The 3,007-nt window shown below is 54.1% G+C and carries 4 protein-coding genes; all 4 read left to right on the top strand.

Features of this window, described 5'->3' with window-relative positions; translation table 11 throughout:
- Positions 1-317 (top strand): FtsX-like permease family protein (locus AAC083_RS05470; RefSeq protein WP_146181586.1); only part of this gene is annotated, 317 nt, incomplete at its 5' end.
- Positions 314-1,378: a lipocalin-like domain-containing protein gene (locus AAC083_RS05475; protein WP_108536043.1), complete on the top strand. Its 1,065-nt coding sequence runs from the start codon at positions 314-316 to the stop codon at positions 1,376-1,378. The genes AAC083_RS05470 and AAC083_RS05475, both read left to right, overlap by 4 nt.
- 234 nt (positions 1,379-1,612) lie before the next feature.
- Positions 1,613-2,095, top strand: a complete 483-nt coding sequence (locus AAC083_RS05480; RefSeq protein ID WP_181364658.1) for an MgtC/SapB family protein — start codon at positions 1,613-1,615, stop codon at positions 2,093-2,095.
- A 475-nt stretch (positions 2,096-2,570) separates the two neighbouring features.
- The coding region (locus AAC083_RS05485; protein ID WP_146181587.1) for a DUF4917 family protein at positions 2,571-3,007 on the top strand (437 nt) is incomplete at its 3' end.

Here is a 3,007-nt window from a genome sequence, read left to right on the forward strand (position 1 = left end):
GTATCGGCTCGGCCTTCATGGTGCTGGGGCTGGCCCGGCGCAGTGAATTGCAGACCTTGCAGAGTCTGGGCTTGAGCCCCCGCCACTGTCGCCGCCTGCTGGTGTGGCAAGGGGCAGGATTGGGACTGCTGACGGCGCTGCTGGCACTGCCGGTGGGCTATGGCCTCGCCTGGGTGCTGATTGAGGTGGTCAACCCCCGCGCCTTTGGCTGGCGCCTCGCCTTCGAGGCCGCCCCCCTGCATGCCATCACGGCCCTGTTGCTGGCGCCTGTGTGTGGTGCATTGGCCTCCTGGTTTGCGGCGAGGAAAGTGGTATGAACAACATCAAGATTGGGCTGCTGCTCGCCTGTGCCCTGTATGGCACGGCCGCCACGGCCAGCGATCTGGGCACCCTGCTCGGCGGCGGCAACGATAACTTCAAAAAGGCCCTGCCGGGCCAGCCTATCCAGTTGCCCGCCGACCACGGCGCCCATCCCGACTACCGATCCGAGTGGTGGTATCTCACCGGTAACCTCAAAGACGAACAGGGGCGCGAATATGGGCTGCAGTGGACCCTGTTTCGCCAGGGTATCGAGCAGGAGATCAAATCGGACAACCCCTGGCTCACTCCCCAGCTCTGGCTGGCCCAGTTTGCCATCACAGACCTCGGCAAAGGCAGCCACCAACAGGATGAGCGCACCAGCCGCCAGGGCCCGGGGCTTGCAGGCGCCAGCGGCGGTGAATACTGGATCAAGGAGTGGGTACTCACCTCCCGGGGGGCATCGCTCTTTCCCGCCACCCTCAGGGTGCAGAGCAAGGTGGGGGATCTCACCCTCCAGGTCAGCGCAGCCAAACCCGTGGTGCTGCAGGGCAAGCAGGGTTACAGCGAGAAGAGTCCGGGCAACGCTTCGTTTTACTACTCCTACCCGCGCCTGACGCTAAGTGGCACTTTGACCCTGGATGGGGAGACCCGCACCGTCACCGGTCAGGGCTGGTTCGATCACGAGTGGAGCAGCTCGGTATTGGCCGACTGGCAGTCGGGCTGGGACTGGTTCTCGCTGCAATTTGAAGATGGCCGCGAGCTGATGCTGTTTCGCCTGCGCACCAAGGCGGGGCGCACTGAGCCAGAAAACCGCTATGGCATTTTGATCGAACAAGATGGCAGCAGCCGGGTACTCTCCCCTGACCATATCACGCTGACGCCAGGCAAGACCTGGCGCGGCCCCAAGGGGCAAGCCTACCCCGTGGAGTGGCAACTCAAGGCCGCCGATTTGAACCTCACTATCCGTGCTCGCCAACCCAATCAGGCCATGACAGGGCGTTTTGACTACTGGGAGGGGGCTGTCACCGTAGAGGGGGATGCCAAGGGGCTGGGGTATCTGGAGATGACCGGCTATTAAGCCTCCGGCCATCGCCGGTCACCCCTCATCCTGACGCCCGCTCCAAAAGCGGGGCGCTATCAAGAACTCATTAAAATCCGACAACTTGGACAGGATTTTACTCAACAAGGGAAGTCAGCGTTTGATACCCTGCGGATGCGGTCTTATGGCGTATTTTCGTACACCGCCCATGGCGACAGTATTAACCTGTTTGAGTCGTTTAACTCATATGCAGCACGCACAAGGATGGCATTTATGTGGCAAGAGATATGGCAGACCATCGTCTCCGAGTTCACGGATATTCAAGATATCAAGCAGATGACCCAGATTGTATTGCGCCTGCTGGTAGCTGGCCTGCTCGGTGGTCTATTAGGCTACGAGCGTGAACAGAAAGGGAAAAGTGCCGGGATCCGCACCCATATGCTGGTCAGTATTGGCGCAGCCCTGTTCGTGCTGATCCCCCAGCAAGCAGGGGCATCAACCGCCGATATGACCCGGGTATTGCAGGGTCTCACTGCCGGGGTGGGATTTCTGGGGGCCGGCACCATCATTTTGGGCACCCGACAAACAGAAACCAAAGGGCTGACCACGGCCGCCGGAATATGGGTCACCGCCGCCATCGGCATTGCCGCTGGCATGGGTCGAGAGTCCACCGCAGTGCTCGCCACCCTGATCGCGCTGTTTATTCTGACCATCGTGCCTTGGCTGCTGGCGCTCAAAAAAGAGGGCCGTGAATGATCCTCACTCGCCATACCAATGGCGGCAGTTATAGGGCGATAACCGGCTACCAAGGTGGCCGGTTTGCTTGATGAAGCGAAACCCACAGCCCATATAAACAGGGCATAAAACAGGTATTACCCAGCAACCCCTATCACTTGGTGCCAGTAGTCAAGGATGCCTTACTTGTTCATTTATCGAACAAACCTCCCCCACTCCGCCCGCTGCCAACTTGGCTCAAGCCTGATCCCCGTCAAAAAAACTTTCAAAATCCGAGCGATAACTAACTTTTTACTCACTTAAATTGGTCGTCGTTTGATATCTTGCTCATCCGGAACTGCAGCTCCAAAGGCAGCACTCTGGGAGCCGAAACTCCGTGCGATAGCCATCTTGGTTTGTAGGAACATGCTGGCACGCTAAAGAAAATCTAACAGCTCTAATTACTACCGATAAAATCGGCACATTCAAAAATCATATATAACTCAAGACAAACATAATGACTGATAAATTAAAAACATTTAATGAAGTTAAAGAATATCTCCAAAATAAAAAGAGAAACATCCATCTTTTATTAGGTAATGGTTTTAGCATGGCCTATAACCATGAAATATTCTCCTATAACGCGTTACATAAATTTATTGAAGAGCAAGACGATCCACTAATTTCTTCGCTTTTTGATATTGTTAAGACAAAAAACTTCGAATTAGTGATGCAGCAACTTGATAATTTTTGTGATCTTATAGATGCATTTGGTTCAGACAGAACTCTTCTAGATAAAGTTCAAACAGCTAGCAATCGCTTAAAAGAGAGCTTAATTGATGCTGTTGAGTCACTCCATCCTGAACATGTTTTTAAATTGGAAGAGTATCAGATTGAAAAATGCTATCACTTTTTGTCTTTCTTCATAAAGAATCAAGGTTCAATTTTTAGTAC

Source organism: Aeromonas sp. HMWF014 (assembly GCF_963878295.1).
Lineage (GTDB): Bacteria > Pseudomonadota > Gammaproteobacteria > Enterobacterales > Aeromonadaceae > Aeromonas > Aeromonas popoffii.

Bases quoted from the DNA above. Each gene is read 5' to 3' on its own strand.
- AAC083_RS05475 (WP_108536043.1), top strand. From the start codon at position 314: ATGAACAACATCAAGATTGGGCTGCTGCTCGCCTGTGCCCTGTATGGC.
- AAC083_RS05480 (WP_181364658.1), top strand. From the start codon at position 1,613: ATGTGGCAAGAGATATGGCAGACCATCGTCTCCGAGTTCACGGATATT.